This is a genomic window from Ciceribacter ferrooxidans (genome assembly GCF_004137355.1).
Lineage (GTDB): Bacteria > Pseudomonadota > Alphaproteobacteria > Rhizobiales > Rhizobiaceae > Allorhizobium > Allorhizobium ferrooxidans.
Genome location: NZ_SDVB01000238.1, coordinates 606,372 through 626,776, shown reverse-complemented (window position 1 = coordinate 626,776; position 20,405 = coordinate 606,372). Strand labels below are relative to the sequence as shown.

Below are 20,405 nucleotides of genomic sequence, written 5' to 3'. Positions count from 1 at the left end.
AAGTGATAGACAGAAATTCAGACCCCGTCAACGCGCATTCGCCGCAAAAAGCGCCGTCGTGCCCGAAAGGACGGCACGCCTTGCAGCCGTCAAGCCCTTACACCGCTTATTAAACCTCTCTTGCTACAAGCGGTCGGAGCAGGGAGTTTATTATTGCGTAACAACGACCTCCACACGTCGGGTACGGCCGGCGAACAGGATCGCCGCGATCAGTTGCGGCCCGGCAATCGCATGCTGGGGCGCGTTGTCGCATGCAACGGGTCGCGCGCCACCGTCGCCGCCGTCGCCGAAGCCGGTGGCACCGAGCTCAGCGAACTCTGGTCCGTCGGACGCCTGATCTCCATTTCCGTCGGCAGCAATCGCGTCGTCGCTCTCGTCTACTCCATGCAGACGGACACCAAGGCGTGGGGCGAGAACCTCGACAATACCTTCCTGATCGAGGTCGAGCTTCTCGGAGAAGTGCATGTCGGCATGAACGGCCGCGAGGAGTTCTCGACCGGCATTTCCCGCTATCCCTATCTCGGGGCCGTCGCCCACCGCATCCGCACCGCCGATCTCTCCCGCATCTACGACAGCGGCAAGAATGATGTCTGCGTGATCGGCAAGCTCACGCAGGACGAGAGCATCGACGCCGCGATCCATATTCCCTCTATGCTCTCCAAGCATTTCGCGGTGGTCGGTTCCACCGGCGTCGGCAAGTCGACGGCCGTTTCGCTGCTTCTGCGCCAGGCGATCAAGGCGGACCCGAAGCTGCGTGTGCTGATCCTCGATCCGCACAACGAATTCGCCGCTGCCTTCCCCGAGCACGCCGTGGTCATCGACACCGAGACGCTCGACCTTCCCTTCTGGCTGATGAAGCTCGAGGAATTCGCCGAAGTCGTGTTTCGCGGCCGCCCGCCGGTGCCGGAGGAACTCGATATCCTGCGCGACCTGATGCCGGAGGCCAAGCGCGCCTTCCGCGGCAGCGATAACGGGCTGATGCGCCGCGCCAACGAGAAGAGCTCGATCACCGCCGACACGCCGGTGCCCTATCGCATCGCCGACCTTCTGGCACTGATCGACGAACGCATCGGACGCCTCGAAGGCCGGGGCGAGAAGCCCTTCCTGCGGTCGCTGAAGATGCGGATCATGTCGGCGATCAACGATCCCCGCTACCACTTCATGTTCTCCAACAACACGATCAACGATACAATCCTGGAGACCATAGGACATATCTTCCGCATTCCCGGCGACGACCGGCCGATTTCGACCTTCCAGCTCGCCGGCATCCCCTCCGAGGTGGTGAACTCCGTCGCCTCGGTGCTCTGCCGCATGGCCTTCGAACTGGCGCTCTGGTCGAACGGCGCCGTTCACATGCTCGTCGTCTGCGAGGAAGCGCACCGCTACGTGCCGGCAGATCCCAATCTCGGCTTCTTCCCGACGCGCCAGGCGATCGCCCGTATCGCCAAGGAAGGCCGCAAGTACGGCTGTTCGCTGGGCATCATCACGCAGCGGCCGGGCGAACTCGACCAGACCATCCTCTCGCAATGCTCGACGCTGTTTGCGATGCGGCTTTCCAACGACCGCGACCAGGAGATCATCCGCTCGGCCATCCCGGACTCGTCGATCTCCACCACCAGCTTCATCTCCTCGATCGGCAACGGCGAAGCGATCGCCTTCGGCGAGGCGATCGCGGTGCCGATGCGCATGCGCTTCACCCGTGTCGAGCAGAACCACCTGCCGAAGGCGAACGGGGTCACCGTCAAGGGGTCCGACGAGACCCCGGACACCGTCGACCTCCGCAATGTCGTCAGCCGTATGCGCGCGGTCTCCGGACCGGACATCTCCGCCTTCCAACGCAGCTACGAGGCCGCCGAGCAGCCGGCGTCGTTCGTCGACGACCTGCCCGCACACCGTGGCGATCCCTTCGCAGCCTCCACTCCCTCCATGGTGCAGGACACGCCTTCGATTGAGCCCTATCGTCCGGACATGCTGCCGATGGGGAACCGCGCAGGCGAAGACATGCCGCCATTGCGGCGCCGAACCGATTTCTACGATCCCGCGCCCCGCCACGAATACGAATCCCGCCTTCAGCCCGCCGACCGGCCTGTCGAACCGCAGCAGCCTGCTTCGACCTCGCGCCGGGAGCCCGGCCTGTCACTTCGCGAAAGCATCCTGAAGAAGCCTCTCTCCAGCCTCTACCGCAAGGACTGAGACGGGATCGGGCAGAGCGGAACGGCCCTACCGCGTCCTCTCCCAGCTTTCGTCCATCTGGTTTCGGAACCAGGTCATCTGACGCTTCGCATATTGCCGAGTGGCGGCAGAAGCCCTTTCGATGACCTCATCGCGACTCATCTCGCCTTTCAGCATCGCCGCAATCTGTGACACGCCGATCGCCTTCATCACCGGCATCTCCGGCGGCAGGCTCAGCGCCAGCAGCGCCTCGACCTCCTCGATCGCCCCGTTTTCGAGCATCGTCGCGAAGCGCCTGTCGATGCGCGAATAGAGAATATCTCGCTCCGGCAGCACGATGAGCTTCCGCGCTCGCGCCGGATCGACGATCACCGGCCCCGCTTTGCCCTGGAACTCGGAAATCGACCGGCCGGTCGCCGCCACCACCTCGAGTGCCCGGAGAATCCTCTGCCCGTCCTGCGGATTGAGCTTCGCCGCGGTCGTCGGGTCATCACGTTCCAGCAGCGCGTAGAGGGCAGACGTTCCCTCCTCGGCGAGACGTTGCCGCAAGGTCTCCCGGATCTCGGCTGGAATCGGCGGCATCTCGGAAAGCCCGCCAGTCAGCGCCTTGAAGTAGAGGCCGGTGCCGCCGACGATCACCGGCAGCGTTCCATCCGCCTTCAGGCGCTGGAGCAGTTCGCTGACCTCCCTCAGCCAGTCGCCGGTCGAATAGGTCGCGCCCGCCGGCACGTGGCCGTAGAGATGATGCGGGACACCCTCCATCTCCTCGTCCGAAGGCCGCGCCGTCAAAAGTCGCAGCGTGTCGTAGACCTGCATGCTGTCGGCATTGACGACCACGCCGCCGTGACGTTTCGCCAGAGCGAGCGCCAGCGCGGACTTGCCGCTTGCGGTCGGCCCGGTTATCAGGATCGCGTCGATATCGTCCACAGGGTTCCTCATCATGGCCTTCGTTGCCACGCTTCTTGCCAATCCGTCAAATCCCGCCGTCACCCCGGCCCTTGCCGAGAAGGCCGCGGAAGCGGTCGGCGCCTCCGGCCTCTACTGGCTCGCCGACGGCATCGCCTGCGACATCGTGCTGAAGGACGGCAGCGATCCGGTCGAGGCGAACGTCGATATCCGGGCGATTCTCGACACGGCTCCGGTTGACCTCGCGATCCAGGATGCCGACCACCGGCGCAAGAAGTTCCTGATCGCCGACATGGATTCGACGATGATCGGCCAGGAATGCATCGACGAGCTCGCCGCCGAAGTGGGACTGAAGGACAAGGTCGCGCTGATCACCGCCCGCGCGATGAACGGCGAGATCGCCTTCGAACCGGCGCTGCGCGAACGCGTGGCCCTCCTGAAAGGCCTGCCGATCTCCGTCGTCGACGAGGTGATCGAGAAGCGCATCACGCTGACCGCAGGTGGACCGGAACTGATCGCGACGATGAAGGCCCGCGGCGGCCACACGGCGCTCGTCTCCGGCGGCTTCACCGTTTTCACCAACCCCATTGCCGATCGCCTCGGCTTTCACGAGAACCGCGCCAATATCCTGCTCGAGAAGGACGGTTACCTGACCGGCGAAGTGGCCGAGCCGATCCTCGGCAAGCAGGCCAAGGTCGATGCGCTCACCGAAATCTGCGAGCGGCTCGGGATCACCCCGCACGACGTAATCGCCGTCGGCGACGGTGCCAATGACCTCGCCATGCTCGGCCTCGCCGGCAGCGGCGTCGCGCTGCACGCCAAGCCCGCGGTAGCGGCTCAGGCGAAAATCCGGCTCGACCACTGCGATCTCACCGCCCTCCTCTACCTGCAGGGCTATCGCAAGACCGACTTCATACTGCCCTGACCGTCCGGGGACGCCATGGTCATCACCGAAACGCCGCGGCTCGTCATCCGCAACTGGACGGATACCGACCGCGACCTCTTTCGCGAGATCAATGCCGATCCGAAGGTGATGGAGTTCTTTCCGATGCGTCGCTCCCATGCGGAAGCCGACGCGATGATGGACCTCCTGCGCGGCATGATCGAGGAGACCGGCTACGGCTTCTATGCGCTGGGGCTGAAGGAGACGGCCGAACCGATCGGCTTCTGCGGCCTTGCCGAAGCGAAGATCGCTCCGATCCTCCCCGAAGGCACGGTCGAGATCGGCTGGCGGCTTGCCACACGCTTCTGGGGCAACGGCTACGTGACGGAAGCGGCCCGTGCGCTGCTGCGGTTCGCTTTCGAGGAAAAGGCACTCGATGAAGTCGTCTCCTTCGCGGTCGCGGCCAACCTCCGTTCGCAGGCGGTCATGCAGCGGATCGGCATGAGGCGCGACGTCGACGGAGATTTCGACCATCCGCGTGTACCCGACACCCATCCGCACCTGAAGCGCCACGTCCTCTACCGGATCGGCAGAAGCGACGTCTGATCGCCCCACGGGCGCCAATGCACACGCCCCAGCTTCCGAAAACGGATTCTGCGCCAAAGGCTTGATGCGCAGAGCTCGACCACAGGATCAGGCAAGCGGGCGGCAACCCGCTCGCCCTGATACGGGGCTCTATTCGAGCGGGATCGCCACGAAGCGCAGGTCGCCGGCGGGGTTTGCGATCATCATGTGGGCGCTGCGGCGTCCCTCGCTCTTGAGGCGTTGCAGCACTTCGGCGACGCGGTCCGGCGTCTCCATGAATTCCTGCGCCACCTCCACGATGACCTCGCCGGCGACGAGGCCCTTTCCGGCAGCCGCCGAACCGGCCTCGACGGCGGTGATCACCACGCCTTCGACGCTCTCGGCGATCGAGAACTTCTGGCGCGCCGCGTCATCGAGAGCGCCGAGCGAGAGCCCGAGCCTGTCCACGCTTGCCGGAGCACCGGGGGCCGCTTCGCCGGAGGGTTGGTCGCCCGGCTGCGGCTCTCCGGCCTGCGGCGGCAGCGTCTCCTCACCGGAGGGGGCTTCCGTCACCTCGCTCTCGGCCTCGGCAGGCTCGTCTTCGAGGCGACCGAGCTTCACCTTGACCGTCTGTTCCTTCCCGTCGCGAACGAGCACGACCTCGACCTCGGCCCCGACCGTGCTCTCGGCCACGCTGCGCACGAGATCGCGGCTCTCGCTGATATCCTTGCCGTCGAAGCGGAGGATGACGTCACCGGTCCGGATCTGGCCGTTCTCGACGGGACCGCCCTTGATGATACCGCTGACGAGCGCGCCCTTATTGCTCTTCAGCCCGAGGCTCGTCGCGACCGCGTCGGTCACCGGCTGGATGCGGACGCCGAGCCAGCCGCGCCGCGTCTCGCCGAATTCCTTGAGCTGGCGGATGACGTTTTCGGCAAGTTCCGTCGGCACGGCAAAACCGATGCCGATCGAACCGCCGCTCGGCGAGATGATCGCCGTATTGATGCCGATGACCTCGCCGTCCATGTTGAACAGCGGGCCGCCGGAATTGCCCTTATTGATCGCGGCGTCGGTCTGGATGAAATTGTCGTAGGGGCCGGCATTGATGTTGCGGCCACGCGCCGAGACGATGCCGACCGACACCGATCCGCCGAGCCCGAACGGGTTGCCGATCGCCATCACCCAGTCGCCGATGCGCATCTTGCGGGAATCACCGAACTTCACCGCCGTCAGCGGCTTCGGCGGTTCCACCTTCAGCACAGAAAGATCGGTCTTGGGATCGGTGCCGACCAGTTTGGCCTTGAGCTTGGAACCGTCCGAGAAGATGGCCTCGATGTCGTCGGCGTTCTCGATCACGTGGTTGTTGGTGACGATGAAGCCGCTCGGATCGATGACGAAGCCCGACCCCAGGGAATTGACCTTCTGATTGCCGCCGCCCTCGCGGTTCTTGTAGAAATCGTCGAAGAACTCCTGGAAGGGCGAGCCCTCGGGCACCTGCGGCATCGGCCCGCGCTCTTCCTCTTTCACGTTCTGCGAGGTGGCGATGTTGACCACGGCTCCGATGAGGCCTTCTGCGAGGTTTGCCACCGACTCCGGGCCCGTCGGTTGCGCCTCCGCCAGCCCCACAGGCCCCATCGTCGCCCCAAAGGCGAGGGCCACGCCGAGAAGGCCGGTCATCAGGCGCTTCGATCTCGTGGAGGCGTTCGCAGTCATGAAGTTTCCCCGTTTGTCATTGTTGGTCCAGGGCCCGAACTATTCGGTCTAGTGCCCGAACCATAAGGCGGATTGATGACCGGAGGAATGGCTTTCACCCGCGCATCATCCAGACGATCGCCACCCCGAGTGCCACCGCGGCAAGGCCGGAAAATCGCAGGTGTTGCTCGGGTATCTCCGGCAGGAGTTTCGCCATCGCCACCAGAAAGTGAGGGGCCAGTGCGTACACCAGCCCCTCGATGATCAGGAAAAATGCAAATCCGGTGATCAGATCCGACATCGTCAGATCCGGTCAGTTGCCGGCCTGCGGTTCAGGCTGTGGCGGTTGCGCCGACGGCTGGCCGCCCGAGCCGTTGAAGAACCGGAAGAACTCCGACTTCGGCGAGAGCACCATGCTGCTTCCCTCCGGCGTTTCGAAGGCGCCGGTATAGGCCCGCATCGAGCGATAGAACTCGAAGAAATCGGAATCGCGGGTATAGGCCTCGCCGAAGATGCGGTTGCGCTCGGCATCGCCCTGACCGCGCAGGATTTCCGAATCGCGCTGGGCTTCGGCCTGCAACTCGACGACCTGGCGGTCGGCGATCGCGCGGCGACGCTGGCCCTCTTCGTTACCGCGGGCGCGGATGAGCTCGGCCTCGGCGAGACGTTCCGCCTTCATGCGCTCGAAGGTCTGCTGGGAGACTTCCTGCGTCAGGTCCGTGCGGCGGATGCGCACGTCCTCGATGGTGAGTCCGAGCGATTCCGCGTCGGCCTTGAGGGCGGCTGCAACCTCCTGCATCATCGACGAACGCTCGTCGGAGAGCGCCGCCTCGAACCCGCGCAAGCCGTAGACACGACGCAGCGACGCATCGAGACGGGTACGCAGGCGTGCCTCGGCGGACTCGCGGTCACCGGAAACCGTCTCGCGGAAACGACGGGCGTCGGTGATCCTGTAGACCACGAAGGCGTCGACCTCGTAGAACTTGCCGCCGGAGACCTGCACGCGGATGTTGTCCAGGTCGAGGCGCAAGGCGAGATCCTCGACATACTGAACCCGGTCCGCATCCATGAAGGCGAAGGGCAGCTTGAAGTAGAGGCCGGGCTCCTTGTGCACGGCCTGGATCTGGCCGAAGCGGACGACGATCGCCTGCTGGCGCTCGTTGACGACGAAGACCGACGAATAGACCAGAAGCAGCAGGGCTGCGAACGCGATCAGGAAATAGGGCAGACGATTGGACATGATCAGTTGCCCCCCTGCGGCTTGCGGCCAAGTTCGTTGAGCGGCAGGTAGGGAACGACCCCCTCCTGCTCGTCGATGATGACCTTCTGCGAGTTCTTCAGGACCTGCTCCATGGTTTCGAGATAGAGACGCTTGCGGGTGACGTCCGGCGCCTTCGTGTACTGCTCGTAGATCGAGACGAAGCGCTGGGCCTCACCTTCGGCCTCCTTGACGACGCGGTCCTTGTAGGCGGCCGCCTCTTCACGGATCTGCGCCGCCTTGCCTCGCGCCTGGCCGAGCTGCTGGTTGGCGTATTTGTTGGCTTCCTCGACGAAACGGTCCTCGTCCTGCTCGGCGCGCTGCACCTCATCGAAGGCGTCGGCGACCTCGCGCGGCGGTGCCGCATCCTCGATCGCGACCGCATTGATCGCAAGGCCGGCGCCGTAATGGTCCATCGTGCCCTGGATGATGCTCTTCACGTCGGCGGCGATCTGTTGGCGCGCGTCACGGAAGATGTCCTGTGCCGGACGGCGGCCCACCACCTCGCGCATCGCGCTTTCGGCGACCTGCTGCAGCGTCTCCGGCGGGCTTTCGAGGTTGAACAGGTAAGCCTTCGGGTCGGTCACGGTGAACAGCACCGAGAACTGCACATTGACGATGTTCTGGTCGCCCGAGAGCATCAGGCCGGCCGTCGAGGTCGAGGACGCCTTGGCACCGATGTTCTGCTGCTGCTCCGTCACCTTGACGATTTCGACGGTTTCGAGCGGCCAGAGATGGAAGTGCAGGCCCGGCATCGAGACTTCGTCCTTCGGCTTGCCGAAGCGCAGTTCGACACCGCGCTCGTCCGGCTGCACCGTATAGATGGACTGGATCAGCCAGAAGGCGGCGAGCACGACGACCAGGGCGAAAATGACCCCGCCGTTGAACCCGCCCGGAACGATGTTCTTCAAGCGGTCCTGGCCCCGGCGAATGAGTTCCTCGAGATCGGGTGGGGTATTGCCGCCGCCGCGTGGACGGTTCGGCCCCTGCCCCCAGGGACCCTGATTATTGCCGCCGCCGCCCCAAGGGCCGCCGCCGTTCTGATTGCTCCAGGGCATCAAGACCTCTTCTGTTGAAAATGCTCCCAGCCTCGCCCGCACCGCATGGATGCGACGATCCTCGGACCGTTATAGGTATCGCGCGAGCCGCTTTCAACGGAACGGCGTGAACTTCTTCGGAAGAACGGTAAAATAGTCGACTATGCCGCATCCCGCCGGCGATAGATTGCGTAACGTGTTGGGTACGTATCCTTTTCGCCCGCAGGCACGGAGGTCTCCATGACCTTCTCGAAAAGCGCGGGATCGATCGGCGGAAAGGTCGTATCACCCTCGACCTCGGCCTCGACATGGGTCACATGCAGCTCGTCGATGAAGGGGAGTACCTGCCGGTAGATCTCGCCGCCGCCGATGATACAGATTTCGTCGGCACCGGTTGCCGTAGCGATGGCCCGCGCGCGCGCCATCGCCGCATCGAGCGTTTCCACCACTTCGACACCCTGGGGACGGAAACCGGCGCTGCGGCTGACGATCACATGAGGGCGTCCCGGTAGCGGCCGGCCGATGGATTCGAACGTCTTGCGCCCCATCACCAGCGGTTTGCCGAGGGTCAGGGCCTTGAACCGCTTCAGATCGGTCGAGAGCCTCCACGGCATCTCGCCCTCACGGCCGATGACGCCGTTCTCGGCGACGGCAACGACGATCGTGGTCTTGATGGAGCTCATGCCACTCTCCCGCACGTGTTCTCCCCGTTGCGGACGTCAGACCGCTATCGGTGCCTTGATGGTTGAATCGGCTTCATAGCCTTCAAGCGTGAAGTCTTCGAACCTGAAGGAAAAGATGTCCTTCACCTCAGAATCGATCCGCATTCGTGGCAGAGGTTTCGGCGTGCGCGTCAGTTGCAGCTTCGCCTGCTCGAAATGGTTCGCGTAGAGATGCGCATCGCCGAGCGTGTGGACGAAGTCGCCGGGCTCGAGGCCGGCCACCTGCGCGACCATCATGGTCAGCAGGGCGTAGGAGGCGATGTTGAAGGGCACGCCGAGGAAGATGTCAGCCGAGCGCTGGTAGAGCTGGCAGGAGAGCCGCCCATCGGCGACGTAGAACTGGAACAGGCAGTGGCAAGGCGGCAGCGCCATGTTGTCCACCTCCGCCGGGTTCCAGGCGCTGACGATATGACGGCGCGAATAGGGATTTTTGCGGATGCCCTCGACCAGATTGACGATCTGGTCGATCCGCCGTCCGTCCGGCGCAGGCCACGAGCGCCACTGCGCGCCGTAGACGGGACCGAGATTGCCGCTCTCGTCGGCCCATTCGTCCCAGATCGTCACGCCGTGCTCGTGCAGATAGGCAATGTTCGTGTCACCACGCAGGAACCACAGAAGCTCGTGGATGATCGAGCGCAGGTGCAGCTTCTTGGTGGTCAGGACCGGAAAGCCGTCCGACAAGTCGAAGCGCATCTGGTATCCGAAGACGGAACGCGTGCCAGTGCCGGTGCGGTCGCCCCGGTCGCTGCCGTGTTCCAGGACATGGCTCAGAAGGTCGAGATATTGCTTCATGGTTCCGCCGCTGATTCATCCGGACCCTCATACTAGAGGTCGACGGCGGCAGAACCAAGCATCTCTCGATCTTTTCCCCGAGAACTGGACGCGTCAGACGGCGTCGAGCTTTCCGAGCTGCTTGGCGACCAGATAATAGAAGGTCACGCGCGACTTCGAACGATCGTCGGCCATGGCGACGCAGGCGCTCTTGATCGCCGCGTCGGCCGCATCGCCGTCGACGCCGAGCTTCTTGCCGCACCAGCTCTCTTTCACGCGGGCGAGTTCCGTTTCCGACGAGCAGGAAACCAGCGCGGAATCCCTGTCGCGGAGTGCGATGCCGAGATGTCGGACGATCCGGCCGACCGCCGCTTCATCCGCCGAACTGTCGTACTTGTGAACATCTGCAAGATAGTCCTTCATGTTCCTGTCTCCGCCGATACTCGATGCCGCGTTCGTTGCATTCATTGCAGGTGAAGGATGCTCCCGGCCGAGAAAACCGTCAACAAGTTCGGTTGACGCACCCGGACGTGTTCTTTCCGCCTCCGGAAGCGTCGTGTCGCACCGCCTGCAGCATGGTGAAGCGCCGCCGTCCAATTTCGGTCCTTTCTTGAAAGCGCCACTGAAGGGCTGGTGAATACTTGTCGAATTCGGCAGAAGATCCGGGCCGGCGAAAAGAGCGAGAGACCGATGACTCCCGGCAGACTGATTCCTGCATCCGCGTCCCGTATCGCGTGGTTCCTGTTTGCCATGACCATCACGCTGCTCTCTGCAAAAGCCGCCGGCGCCGGCCCGGAGCAATTCGTCGGCCGATGGAACGTCCAGTCCGGCGGCACGGGCGAATGCACGGTCGAACTGCGGAGCGAACGGAACGACGGCAGGTTCGTCGCCCGCGCCACCGCCTGCACGGGAGCGCTCGCCTCGGTTCGCGCATGGAAGCCCGTGCCGCGCGGCTTGTCTTTGCTCGGCAGGGACGAAACCGTGATCGTCACCTTCGAACCGGTCCGCGGCATCCTCTTCGGCCGGCTCGTCGACGGAACCCTTGTCGCGATGCGGCGCATGCACGACTGAGCCGCTCAATTTAACCTTTAGATGTATTTCATATTGACACAACCATAGATGTAAATCATCCTCCCTCTCAGCCTCGGCGTGGGCTTTGAACCAAGCGAAACGAGAGGTGTTGAAATGAGAGTGGAATACGAGCCGTCCGGCCTGAGCGCCGTCCAGAACCTTGGCCTCGATGCGATAGCCTTTGCGAACGCTGTCCAAGCGTGGGTCAACGTCAACAAGGAGAATATCAACCCGCAGGGCGGCAATGCACAAATCCCATACCTCGGGCACAACTATACGGTGACTTACACGGTCAACAACGACATGACCGTCTTCTTCATCGTCAACGTCCAGTTCTGAGGAGCACAGCGCCCCATTCCCCACAGTGCAGGCAGCGGCAGGGGCGGCAAAGGTCGCCCCTGCATCCGCAGGAGAGCGCCCGCGGAGGCGCCACCCCTCGCCCTCCGCGCGCGCGCCCCGTCTGGCCGCCTTTTCCCCCTCCGCACGCCGCGACTGAAAAAACGGCAGCGTCCCACCCTTTTCATCCGCCCCGGAACGACCTATATGGGGAGTGCCGGCTCTCGGGCCGGCTATGGCAATAAACGGTCGGTGTAATAAACCTATTGGACCCGGGGGCGGTACCCGGCGCCTCCACCAAAAACCGGTCGGTGACGGAGCTTTTTCCGGACCGGCTTTTGATGGGGGCGAAATAGGATCGACAAGGGCGTAAAGATCGAACTTTTGCTCGGCATGATACCGCCGTTATCGGGTCACAAGAGTAGTTGCAAACGACAACAACGCTCAGGGTTATGCTCTCGCTGCCTAATGGCGGTGCGGGAAACCCACACTAAAGCCCTTCTGGTTAGCACCTGAAGGCGGGGTTCGAAGGCACCTGGCAACAGAAGCCTTCACCTACTCCCTTGATGACAATTCATGTATTATGCTTCCGTAAGACTCGCCAACCGGGGCTTTCCCCGCATCCGGTGCCATGGCATATAGCCTTGGAAAAGACGTCACAGAAGAAAGACAGGATCACATGGGGCAGGACCATATTCGCTACGACATTCTGGCTCAGGACGCGCTGCGCGGTGTCATTCGAAAGGTTTTGACGGAAGTGGCGGCGACAGGCCGCCTGCCGGGTGATCATCACTTCTTCATCACCTTCCTGACCGGTGCGCCGGGTGTCAGGATTTCACAGCACCTGAAGGCGAAGTATGCCGAGCAGATGACCATCGTCATCCAGCACCAGTTCTGGGATCTGAAGGTCACCGAAACGCAGTTCGAGATCGGCCTTTCCTTCTCCGACACGCCGGAAAAGCTCGTCATCCCCTTCAACGCGATCCGCGGCTTCTACGACCCGTCCGTCAATTTCGAGCTGGAATTCGATGTTCCGCTGGCCGACGAGGACGAGGAGAGCGCCGAGATCACCGCCTATCCGCTGGCCGCCGCCGAGGAACCGCAGGAGCCGGTCGCAGCCAAGGACGGCGAAGAGGACAAGAAGCCGGCTTCGGTCGTCTCCCTCGACGCCTTCCGCAAGAAGCATTAGCAGGCTCGCCCGGGCGGGGGCGTTCCCGCCCCGAGCCTTGCCGGAGCACCAGTCATGGCTGCAGACGTCGTCAACCTCCGCCAGTTCAAGAAGGCAAAGGCGCGCGCCGAGAAGGACAAGACCGCCGAGCAGAACCGCGCCCTCTTCGGACGCACCAGGGCCGAGAAGGACCTGACGCGCGCAGTCCGGGAAAAGGCCGAAAAAACGCTCGATCAGGGCAAGCTCGAACGCCCGGCGCCGGACGGCAGCAAATCCTGATAGCGATTCAGCCTCAATATCTTAGGGGCAGTTCAGGACTCACTTTCTCAGGGACTTGAATTAGTTTGGCAACGGCTGCGATTCGCAAGCGCTCGGCGACCCTTCACGGCCACCGCACGAGTTTTTCCCTCGAAGATGCCTTCTGGGACGAGCTGAAGATCATCGCGGCCGAGCGCGCCCTGCCGCTTGCCGCCCTCGTCGCCGAAATCGACGACAAACGTCCGCCGGAAAGCAATCTCTCCTCCGCGCTCAGGCTCTACGTGCTCGACTGGCTGAAGAGCGGCCGGCATTTCCGGGAAGAATAGGAAACGCAGGCCGCCTTTTCACTTACGGTTTTGCCGGACAGGGCGCGGCCTTGACCGGCTTCAGCCCCGACTCCATGCGGCTCAGCGAATGCTGCCAGAGGTCGGCTCCATCCTTTTCGAAGATCTGGCGGTCGAGCCAGTATTCCCCCTCGCCCGTGCAGAACGCCTCGGTGACAACGCTGTCGTGCAGCACGTCGGCCCGCCCGATATGACAGGTGTACTCATAGCCGCTGACGGCGACGATACCCTTCGCCGGCGCCTCTTCGAAACGGGTCGGCCCCATCGCGCAACCGCCCTCCGTCGTGTCGCCGGGCGCGCTATACCCCGTCTTCGTTTTGGCGAGCTCACCGAAGAACGCCGCCGCCGGTTCGCTGAGCGCCGGCTCGGTGTCGTAGCCCCAGTCCTTGAGCCGGAAGGCGACCGCTTCCTGGAAATCCTTGAAATCCCCCCGTCCTCGGCAGGCGGCGGAATCTGAGCACTTGAGATAGCTGTCCTCGAGCTTCTCGTTGATTTCGTCGAAGACCATGAACTCGAAGGCACTGTTGTAGAGGCCGAGAAGAGCGGCGTTGGCGAGAGCCCCCGCACATGCGCCGGGATACTGTTCCTCTCCGCACAGTTTCATCGTCCGCAGCAGCGCCCGCTCGACGACCGGCCGGTACGCTGCCTCCTTGGTCACGTCGATGAACTTGCCGTCGCGCAACGCCTGCACCTGCACCGGCGGCACCGAGCCAGCATAAGGCGCGAAGGCGTAGAGGAAGCGCTGGTCGGCAAGCTCGAACTCGTAGATGTCGTCGCCATCGAGATCGACCGGATGAACCACGTCGCCGTCGAACTGGCCGAGGTCAATGATATTGATGCCGTCATCCGTCGAGAGCGCCACCCGCGCCTCGATGCAGCAATGGGCGCCGCCCGTATAGGAGGTGAAGAGGACGGCCGGATCGGACCAGTCGAACTTGTAGATGCCGAGCTTGCCGAAGCCCCGCCCCTCGGGAACGCTCTCGGCCTTGATGGTCGCGGACCCCTTCCCCTCGCGGGAGACTTCGAGATAGGCGGTCGCCGTGCCGTCGACATTGTCCTGGCCCTTGAGCGCCAGCGTCCACCCTTCCGACGTGTAGCTCTTTCCGAAATCCTCCGACTTCCACGACACGAGGCTGTTCATGCCGATGTAGTCGGGTTCAGCGGGCTTGAACTCGCCGCGTTCCACGGCCTGGGCGCAGCCGAGGATCTGTTTCAGCGTGTCGCTCGACCCGCTGAGCGAATAGGGGCCGTAATTGACGTTGTCCACCCGAAGGCTGAGCCGCGATGCGCCCCGCAGCGCCGACATGAAGCTCTCACTCGGGTCCGAGACATAGAGGCCTCCGAAGCCCTCGTCGGTATCGGCGCGCATCGTGCCGTCCCAGCGCTCCCGGTCGGTGCGAATCTCGACCTTGTAGTCCTGCCCGTCGGTCACCCAGGCGAATTTCGGCCCGGCGATCATGACGACGATCTCGCGGCTCGACGAGCGGATGAAATAGAGCCCGTCGGAGACCTTCGGAACGGCGATGCAGTTGTTCTGCTCCCGGTCGTAACTCACCGTCCAGCCGCGATTCTCGGCGAAGGTGACATAGCGCTCCTCAGCGCGGGCTTCCATCGCGAGAAGAAGCGGCAACATGGAGAACGCCTGAACGAAATATCGAAGTATGCGCATGTCATGTCCCCCTGTCCTGTACACGCCGGAAAGCCATCGCCCGGCGCGCCGTCCACTCCCCTGCCGTACCCCCTCGCACGGTCGGGATCATTGATACCGGTCAGTTCACGCCCGGCAGATCCTCGAACTGCAAATTCACCGGTGGCGTCCCGCCGGTCGTCGGCCCGGAAGGCGTCGTGCCGTCCGCGGGCGGAGCGGTCTCTTCTGCGGGCGGTTGCGTCGTCTGCTCACCCTGTTCGATCGCCCGCTGCCGCGCAGCCTCCTCTTCGGCTGCACGGCGCGCGGCTTCTTCCTCTGCCGCCTTGCGGGCCAGGGCGTCGGCCTCTGCCCGCCTGCGCGCTTCTTCCTCCAGCCGGACCCGTTCCGCCGCTTCGGCCTTCTCGCGTTCCACCGCCCGGAACTTGTAGAGCGCCACCTCACGCCTCAGCCGCTGCTTCTCGAGCACGTTGGACTGCAGCGTCTCCACGCGGCGACGCTCCCGCTCGAAGGCGCGCATTGAAAGATAGTTGGTGACATCCGTAACATCGAGCGAGCGCTCCGGCGCCGGCAGGCGACCGGAGAGCCTGATGCGGATGTCGGGAGCGGCCCCGGCGAGAGCGTCCGCCCCCACCTCCGGGGAAACGGTGACGACGGCCTCCGTCTCGCCGCTCTGCAGGTCGACCTTCGCGTCGCCGCCGAGCCTCGCGAGTGCGTTGCCGGCGACGACATTCTGCGCCCGCACGACACCGTCGCCGATATTGAAGGGGATGGCCAGCGCCTCGAGGGAAGCGCCTTTTTCCGAAACCAGGTTCTCGACGAGCGGCCGCACCTTGCTTTCGTCGACCTCTCCCTCGATGAGGTCGGCGGCGGCCAGCAGCGGTGGCAGATAGCCGAGGTCGAAGTGCGGAACGACGACATCCGACAGCCGTATCTCGCCCGAACCGTTGATCGACGAGACGAGGTCCGCGACGGTCCCGCCAGTCGCCTCGGCGACCGCCGTCAGGTCGAAACGCCCGGTGATTTGCGGCGGCGTCACACCGTCGCTGGCAGCACCGGCGAAGACGGCTGCGAGATCACCGTGCTCCAGCGTCAGGCGGCTCTGCAGGAAGGCCGTCTTCTCGGCATTCGAAAGACTGATCCGCCCCTTGAGATCGCCGGCGAGCCACGTGCCCGCGGCATCCTCCAGCACAAGTTCGCCCGTGCGGCCCGTCAGATGGCCTGAAAAATCGGAGACCTTTCCGAGGACGCCTGGCCAGAACGTCGATGAACGGAGCGAGAGATCGAGGTCGGGAACGGTCATCGGCGCCACGACGCTCGCCGAGGAGAGGTCCCCCGTCGCAGGATCGGTAACGGGCCCGGCCACAGCCTCTGCCAGCCAGGCGAGGTCGACCGTATCGAGTTCGAGCGCACCGCCGACGCGCAGGCCCGGCTCCTTCCAGTCGAGCGAGAAGGTGCCGCGAACGGCATTCCCGGCGAAGGCGCCCTCGATCGTGTCGATCTTCGCTGTAGCGTCGCCGATCTCCGCATCCGCTGACAGCGTCACCGGAAGACCGGCACCGGACTGCGGAAGGCCGATACCGGCGATCATCAGATACGGCTCGATGTCGCCGCTACGCAGCGATGCCTGGAGGTTGCCTTGCAGGAAACTTCCGGCCCGGAAATCGAGCCGTCCCTTGGCCGTTAGCGATGTCTCAGTCCCGGAGAATGTCACCACCGTGTCAGCCGGTTCATCCGCCTCAGCGTTGAGCGAGACGGAGAGACGGCCGGGTTCGGAAGACGGTATCGGGAGCGGCTCCAGTCCGGCCTGTCCGAAGAGAACCTGCGCGTCCGCGTTTTCGAGGCTCGCGTCCAGCGTCATGGCGCCCGGTCTGGGCGGAATAGTCTCGCGGCCGTAGTCGAGATGGACACGACTGCCGTTCGCCACACCGCTCAGCTTGACAGACATGGCGGCATCCGGACCCGAAAGCGCGACATGCGCCTTGATATCCGTCCCGGCATACCACGAGGCGTTGCGGACCAGCGCATCGAGCGCCGGATGGGCCGAAACATGCGCCTTCAACATCGTGAGGAACGGACCGGGGTCCGCGGCAGCGAAGGTCAGGTCGGCCTCGCCGGTCGGTGCCGAAAGCGCGCTCTCGATTTTCCCCGTCGCGGTGATCTTCGCGCCCGCAAGGTCGCCGATCTGCAGACGCTCCACCGCCATCGTCTCGCCATCGGCGGTAAAGACCGTGTCGACGTTCTTCGCGACGATATCGGCGGCGGCCAGCCTCTCGACCTTGAGGCGTCCGGCGATCCGCTGCGCGAAGAGGTTCACTCCGGCTTCGTCGCCGGCAACCAGCGTCGCAAGCGCACGCATAGCGTTGAGGTCGATTTCGTTGCCGGTGAGGTCGACCGAGAGGTTCGGCGCCGTACCGTCGCGCGACTCGCGTTCGACGCGGCCGTTGAGAATGCCAACTCCCATCGCGAGTTCCAGCCGTTCGAAGCGCTGCAGCTCGCGCGTCAGGTCCACCTTCGCCGAGAAGCCGGCAGTCTTCATCTCACGGATCGCCGGATCGACATCGCCGGTAATCCACGCGGCGAGCCCCGAAGGTTGCGTCGAGGCGACAAGCAGGTCGCCGCGGAACGACGGTTGGCCCTTGAGATCCAGCGTGCCGCCCGCCTCCACCTGCGTGCGGCCGGGCAGCGTCGCGAGAGCACGCTCGACCGTCCAGCCGGTGCCGGCCGGCCGGATGTCGAGCCGGATGTCGCGCAGCACGGTGTCGCCGGCGACGATCGCCGGCAGCGCCAGGCTCGCCTTGCCGGGAACCGACGGGATCGGAATACGGGCGGCAATGGCGATCAGCCGTTCGATACGCTCGCGGATCGAAATGGCGACACGCCGGCTCGTCTTGCCGCTCGGAGCCTCCTCGCCGATACGGCTCATGTCGATCTGCTGGCCGTCGGCCGTCAGCAGGAACTCCGGGCGCGCGCCCGTGTCCAGCGTCGCCTCGCCGGTAACGGCATAGGGATTTGCGGCGTCGCCCAGCTCCAGCCGGTAGGACGGCACACGCACGCGCTCGTTCGTCAGCTCGAACTCGCCCTTCACCTTGGGCGCGACCGGCTTTGCACCCGACGCCTGCTGCTCGGCAGCCTCGCCCTCGGCGATCAGCCAGCTCGCCAGGAAGCTCCCCTTGTAGAGCGGCTTGCCGCCGCTCAGCGTCAGGCCACCGGAAAGATCGATCTCGAAGGGTCGCGTGTCCGGCAGGAGACGGATGTTCAGCGGCACGGCGCCGCTCCTCGGGTCCGGCTGCAGGCTCGCAAGATGGAACCGGCCGGCCTCGCCGTCGACGGAGGCCTGCCCGTCCACGGTCCAGGGGCCGGCAAGCGAGCGTGCGGACATGTCGGCGTCGAAACCGGAGACGATCCGGGTGCGGCCCGACTGCTCGTCGATGAACTCGACCACGCCGTCGCTCACGTGCACGCGCTCGAGCACGACGGTCCGCGCCGGGATATCGGCCGTGCTGCCCCGCGCCCAGTCGAGCGTTCCGTCGGAGAGCAATCGGATGCGCGCCTTCGGCTCCTCGATGCGCATGTCGAAGATGCGCGCTTCGCCGGAGAGGAACGGCGCCAGTTCCGCATCCATCGAGAAGCGGGCGACGCTGACGAGCGGCGCGCCGTCGCGGTCCGACCCGACAGTCACGTCATGCAGCGTGACGGAGGGAAATGGCAGGATGCGGGCCTCGACCGCGCCGTGGACGGTGACCTTCTTGCCGAGGATACGGCTCGCCTGATCCTCGAAATCAGAACGGAAATTCGTCCAGTCGACAAAGAACGGCGCCAGCAGCGCCGCAAAGAGCGCCGCCACCAAGAGACCACCGAGTGCCACCAATATGCGTCCGAGCACGACCCGTCGACTCCCGTTGCTCCCTACTCAAAGATACCAGTGGCCCGACGCGATATTTGCATTCCGCAACGGCAATCGCCAGCCCAAATCTCGGAATCGGCATCCTTCCCCTCAGAGACGGAAGATCTTGCCCGGATTGAAGATATTGTCCGGATCGAGGCTCTTCTTGATCGCGCGCATGACCGGCAGGGCCGAGTGGAGCTCCTGTTCCAGATAGGACATCTTACCCTGGCCGACCCCGTGCTCGCCGGTGCAGGTGCCGCCCATCGCGAGCGCGCGGCCGTTCAGGCGGGCCATGAAGGCCTCGGCGCGGGCGAGGTCCTCCGGCTGCTTGTCGTCAAAGAGCATCAGCACATGGAAATTGCCATCCCCGGCATGGCCTACGATCGGCGCCAGAAGTCCCGTCTCACGGATATCCGCCTGGGTTTCGGCGACGCAATCGGCGAGCCTTGAGATCGGCACGCAGACATCCGTCGAAAGGCCGTTCAGTTCCGGCGCCAGCGCCCGGCCGGCCCAGTAGGCATTGTGCCGCGCCTTCCAGAGCTGGGCGCGCTCCTCGGCATTGGCGGTGTAACGATATTCGTCGGCGCCACATTCCGCGGCGATTTCGGAAAACTGCTCCGACTGCAGCGCCACCGTCTCCTCGGTGCCGTGGAATTCGAGGAAGAGCGTCGGCTTCTCCGCATAGGAGAGCTTCGAATAGGCGTTGCAGGCCTTCATCTGCATCTCGTCGAGAAGCTCGATGCGGGCGACCGGAATGCCCATCTGGATCGTCATGATGACGGCGTCGCAGGCGGCTTTGAGACTCGGGAAGGCGCACACGCCGCCGCCGATCTTCGCCGGGATGCCCTGCAGCTTCAGCGTCACCGATGTGATGATGCCGAGCGTCCCCTCCGACCCGACATAGAGCCTTGTGAGGTCGTATCCCGCCGACGATTTCTTCGCCCGTTGGGCGGTCCTGATCTCGTCGCCGTCGGCCGTGACGACGGTGAGCGAAAGCACATTGTCTTTCATCGTGCCGTAGCGCACGGCATTGGTGCCGGAGGCGCGCGTCGCCGTCATGCCGCCGATCGAGGCGTTCGCCCCAGGGTCGATCGGAAAGAAGAGCCCGGTGTCGCGCAGGTAGGTGTTGAGCTCCTCGCGCGTCACGCCCGGCTCGACGGTGCAGTCGAGGTCCTCGGCATTCACCTCGATCACCCTGTTCATGCGGCTGAAGTCGACGGATATCCCGCCGCTCGGCGCGTTCAGATGCCCCTCCAGCGACGAGCCGGTACCGAAGGGGATCATCGGCACCTTGTGGGCGGCACATGTCTTCACCACCGTCTTCACGTCGTCGGCGCTCTCGACGAAGACGACGCCGTCAGGAAGCTGGGCCGGCAGATAGGTGGTCGTGTGGGTGTGCTGCTCGCGGAAGGACTGGCCGGTCTGGAAACGCTCCCCGAAGGTCTGCTTGAGGATGCCGAGGACGGCCGCGATCCCCTCCTCGTTGCGGGTCCCCGGCTGCACGTCCTTCATCGCCATGTCGTCACTCTCCCTGTCCCGACGCTCCGGCGCGCCGCGCGACCTCCTTCGAGGTATGGGCCAGGAGCTCGCCTGTTGTCCAGTGACGAGGCCGGGTGGCGGCGAGCAATTCACAGCGCTGCCGCATCCGGCCGCATTGCGGAAACCGATTGCGATCACCTATGAATGCGG

Annotated in this window: 19 protein-coding genes and 1 other RNA gene; 9 read left to right on the top strand and 11 right to left on the bottom strand. The window is 64.4% G+C overall.

The features are described from left to right. Positions 1-153 precede the first annotated feature (153 nt). Positions 154-2,193 (top strand): ATP-binding protein, encoded by a 2,040-nt coding sequence (locus tag EUU22_RS13935; RefSeq protein WP_129332576.1) that lies wholly within the window; start codon positions 154-156, stop codon positions 2,191-2,193. 27 nt (positions 2,194-2,220) lie between these two features. Here the strand turns inward: EUU22_RS13935 and miaA are convergent, their stop codons facing one another. Further along, the gene (miaA, locus tag EUU22_RS13930; protein WP_129332575.1) at positions 2,221-3,114 is read right to left on the bottom strand and encodes a tRNA (adenosine(37)-N6)-dimethylallyltransferase MiaA; all 894 of its coding nucleotides are present in this window, start codon (positions 3,112-3,114) and stop codon (positions 2,221-2,223) included. Here miaA and serB point away from each other — a divergent pair. Then, a complete protein-coding gene (serB, locus tag EUU22_RS13925) occupies positions 3,113-4,003 on the top strand; it encodes a phosphoserine phosphatase SerB (RefSeq protein ID WP_129332574.1) in 891 nt (296 codons plus the stop codon). The two genes, miaA and serB, sit on opposite strands and share 2 nt — an antisense overlap. 15 nt (positions 4,004-4,018) lie before the next feature. Beyond that, positions 4,019-4,567, top strand: coding sequence for a GNAT family N-acetyltransferase (locus EUU22_RS13920; RefSeq protein WP_129332573.1), 549 nt, complete (start codon positions 4,019-4,021; stop codon positions 4,565-4,567). Between the two features lie 129 nt (positions 4,568-4,696). Here the strand turns inward: EUU22_RS13920 and EUU22_RS13915 are convergent, their stop codons facing one another. The 7 genes from EUU22_RS13915 to EUU22_RS13885 all read right to left on the bottom strand — a co-directional run bounded on the left by EUU22_RS13915 (position 4,697) and on the right by EUU22_RS13885 (position 10,428). Further along, on the bottom strand, positions 4,697-6,238 hold the full coding sequence (locus EUU22_RS13915; RefSeq protein WP_129332572.1) for a Do family serine endopeptidase: 1,542 nt from the start codon (positions 6,236-6,238) through the stop codon (positions 4,697-4,699). A 94-nt stretch (positions 6,239-6,332) separates the two neighbouring features. Continuing rightward, positions 6,333-6,518, bottom strand: a complete 186-nt coding sequence (locus EUU22_RS13910; RefSeq protein WP_129332571.1) for a DUF2065 domain-containing protein — start codon at positions 6,516-6,518, stop codon at positions 6,333-6,335. A 12-nt stretch (positions 6,519-6,530) separates the two neighbouring features. Next, positions 6,531-7,457: a protease modulator HflC gene (hflC, locus tag EUU22_RS13905; protein WP_165351171.1), complete on the bottom strand. Its 927-nt coding sequence runs from the start codon at positions 7,455-7,457 to the stop codon at positions 6,531-6,533. A 2-nt stretch (positions 7,458-7,459) separates the two neighbouring features. Next, positions 7,460-8,533 carry an FtsH protease activity modulator HflK gene (gene hflK / locus EUU22_RS13900; RefSeq protein ID WP_129332569.1) on the bottom strand — a complete coding sequence of 358 codons (1,074 nt, stop codon included), beginning with the start codon at positions 8,531-8,533 and terminating at the stop codon, positions 7,460-7,462. A 140-nt stretch (positions 8,534-8,673) separates the two neighbouring features. After that, positions 8,674-9,195, bottom strand: coding sequence for a dihydrofolate reductase (locus tag EUU22_RS13895; protein WP_129332568.1), 522 nt, complete (start codon positions 9,193-9,195; stop codon positions 8,674-8,676). A gap of 36 nt (positions 9,196-9,231) precedes the next feature. Further along, positions 9,232-10,026: a thymidylate synthase gene (locus EUU22_RS13890; RefSeq protein WP_129332567.1), complete on the bottom strand. Its 795-nt coding sequence runs from the start codon at positions 10,024-10,026 to the stop codon at positions 9,232-9,234. Positions 10,027-10,119: 93 nt separating this feature from the next. Next, positions 10,120-10,428, bottom strand: coding sequence for a DUF2853 family protein (locus EUU22_RS13885; protein ID WP_129332566.1), 309 nt, complete (start codon positions 10,426-10,428; stop codon positions 10,120-10,122). A 267-nt stretch (positions 10,429-10,695) separates the two neighbouring features. On the opposite strand from EUU22_RS13885, the gene EUU22_RS13880 reads away from it, so the two are divergent. From EUU22_RS13880 to EUU22_RS13855, 6 genes are all read left to right on the top strand, one after another. After that, positions 10,696-11,076, top strand: coding sequence for an AprI/Inh family metalloprotease inhibitor (locus tag EUU22_RS13880; RefSeq protein WP_129332565.1), 381 nt, complete (start codon positions 10,696-10,698; stop codon positions 11,074-11,076). A gap of 114 nt (positions 11,077-11,190) precedes the next feature. Further along, positions 11,191-11,415 carry a hypothetical protein gene (locus tag EUU22_RS13875; RefSeq protein ID WP_129332564.1) on the top strand — a complete coding sequence of 75 codons (225 nt, stop codon included), beginning with the start codon at positions 11,191-11,193 and terminating at the stop codon, positions 11,413-11,415. 174 nt (positions 11,416-11,589) lie between these two features. Continuing rightward, positions 11,590-11,968: a transfer-messenger RNA gene (gene ssrA, locus EUU22_RS13870) on the top strand. Between the two features lie 123 nt (positions 11,969-12,091). Further along, the gene (locus tag EUU22_RS13865) at positions 12,092-12,601 is read left to right on the top strand and encodes an SspB family protein (protein WP_129332563.1); all 510 of its coding nucleotides are present in this window, start codon (positions 12,092-12,094) and stop codon (positions 12,599-12,601) included. A 54-nt stretch (positions 12,602-12,655) separates the two neighbouring features. Next, complete coding sequence (locus EUU22_RS13860) at positions 12,656-12,859, top strand: DUF4169 family protein (protein WP_129332562.1); 204 nt, start codon at positions 12,656-12,658, stop codon at positions 12,857-12,859. A 65-nt stretch (positions 12,860-12,924) separates the two neighbouring features. After that, on the top strand, positions 12,925-13,164 hold the full coding sequence (locus tag EUU22_RS13855; RefSeq protein ID WP_245485027.1) for a ribbon-helix-helix domain-containing protein: 240 nt from the start codon (positions 12,925-12,927) through the stop codon (positions 13,162-13,164). Positions 13,165-13,186: 22 nt separating this feature from the next. On the opposite strand, the gene EUU22_RS13850 is transcribed toward EUU22_RS13855, so the two are convergent. From EUU22_RS13850 to EUU22_RS13840, 3 genes are all read right to left on the bottom strand, one after another. Then, complete coding sequence (locus EUU22_RS13850; protein ID WP_129332561.1) at positions 13,187-14,851, bottom strand: hypothetical protein; 1,665 nt, start codon at positions 14,849-14,851, stop codon at positions 13,187-13,189. Positions 14,852-14,951: 100 nt separating this feature from the next. Next, positions 14,952-18,713 (bottom strand): AsmA family protein, encoded by a 3,762-nt coding sequence (locus EUU22_RS13845; RefSeq protein ID WP_129332560.1) that lies wholly within the window; start codon positions 18,711-18,713, stop codon positions 14,952-14,954. Positions 18,714-18,824: 111 nt separating this feature from the next. Next, positions 18,825-20,234 (bottom strand): FAD-binding oxidoreductase, encoded by a 1,410-nt coding sequence (locus EUU22_RS13840; protein ID WP_129332559.1) that lies wholly within the window; start codon positions 20,232-20,234, stop codon positions 18,825-18,827. Positions 20,235-20,405: the final 171 nt, after the last annotated feature.

Excerpts from the sequence above, each read along its gene's own strand:
- EUU22_RS13850 (WP_129332561.1), bottom strand. The coding sequence starts at position 14,851 with ATGCGCATACTTCGATATTTCGTTCAGGCGTTCTCCATGTTGCCGCTT.
- EUU22_RS13885 (WP_129332566.1), bottom strand. The coding sequence starts at position 10,428 with ATGAAGGACTATCTTGCAGATGTTCACAAGTACGACAGTTCGGCGGAT.
- miaA (WP_129332575.1), bottom strand. The coding sequence starts at position 3,114 with ATGATGAGGAACCCTGTGGACGATATCGACGCGATCCTGATAACCGGG.
- EUU22_RS13890 (WP_129332567.1), bottom strand. The coding sequence starts at position 10,026 with ATGAAGCAATATCTCGACCTTCTGAGCCATGTCCTGGAACACGGCAGC.
- hflK (WP_129332569.1), bottom strand. The coding sequence starts at position 8,533 with ATGCCCTGGAGCAATCAGAACGGCGGCGGCCCTTGGGGCGGCGGCGGC.
- EUU22_RS13920 (WP_129332573.1), top strand. The coding sequence starts at position 4,019 with ATGGTCATCACCGAAACGCCGCGGCTCGTCATCCGCAACTGGACGGAT.
- serB (WP_129332574.1), top strand. The coding sequence starts at position 3,113 with ATGGCCTTCGTTGCCACGCTTCTTGCCAATCCGTCAAATCCCGCCGTC.
- EUU22_RS13865 (WP_129332563.1), top strand. The coding sequence starts at position 12,092 with ATGGGGCAGGACCATATTCGCTACGACATTCTGGCTCAGGACGCGCTG.
- EUU22_RS13895 (WP_129332568.1), bottom strand. The coding sequence starts at position 9,195 with ATGAGCTCCATCAAGACCACGATCGTCGTTGCCGTCGCCGAGAACGGC.
- EUU22_RS13860 (WP_129332562.1), top strand. The coding sequence starts at position 12,656 with ATGGCTGCAGACGTCGTCAACCTCCGCCAGTTCAAGAAGGCAAAGGCG.
- EUU22_RS13915 (WP_129332572.1), bottom strand. The coding sequence starts at position 6,238 with ATGACTGCGAACGCCTCCACGAGATCGAAGCGCCTGATGACCGGCCTT.
- hflC (WP_165351171.1), bottom strand. The coding sequence starts at position 7,457 with ATGTCCAATCGTCTGCCCTATTTCCTGATCGCGTTCGCAGCCCTGCTG.
- EUU22_RS13880 (WP_129332565.1), top strand. The coding sequence starts at position 10,696 with ATGACTCCCGGCAGACTGATTCCTGCATCCGCGTCCCGTATCGCGTGG.
- EUU22_RS13840 (WP_129332559.1), bottom strand. The coding sequence starts at position 20,234 with ATGGCGATGAAGGACGTGCAGCCGGGGACCCGCAACGAGGAGGGGATC.
- EUU22_RS13910 (WP_129332571.1), bottom strand. The coding sequence starts at position 6,518 with ATGTCGGATCTGATCACCGGATTTGCATTTTTCCTGATCATCGAGGGG.
- EUU22_RS13875 (WP_129332564.1), top strand. The coding sequence starts at position 11,191 with ATGAGAGTGGAATACGAGCCGTCCGGCCTGAGCGCCGTCCAGAACCTT.